General features: G+C 50.7%; 1 protein-coding gene. It reads left to right on the top strand.

The genetic code is table 11. The features are described 5' to 3' along the window. Nucleotides 1-294: DnaB-like helicase C-terminal domain-containing protein (locus NXS07_RS21140; RefSeq protein ID WP_258087649.1), on the top strand; the 294-nt coding region annotated here is incomplete at both ends.

Raw genomic sequence — 294 nt, 5'->3', positions numbered from 1 at the left:
ACACCCGGCATTATCTCTCATCATGGTTGATTATCTGGGGCTGATTGATAAGCCAAAGGCAGAGCGTAATGATCTGGCCGTGGCGCATATTTCTTCCAGCTTAAAACGACTGGCGAAAGACCTCAAAACGCCTGTTATAGCCCTGAGCCAGCTATCCCGCGATGTTGAAAAGCGCCCTAACAAACGACCTGTAAACGCAGACTTACGAGATTCCGGCAGTGTTGAGCAAGATGCGGACAGCATCATCATGTTGTATCGCGATGCGGTGTACAATGAGAATTCCCCCGCAGCGCC

The organism is Xenorhabdus bovienii, from assembly GCF_024721015.1.
Lineage (GTDB): Bacteria > Pseudomonadota > Gammaproteobacteria > Enterobacterales > Enterobacteriaceae > Xenorhabdus > Xenorhabdus bovienii.
This window is presented reverse-complemented; position numbering and strand designations above follow the sequence as displayed.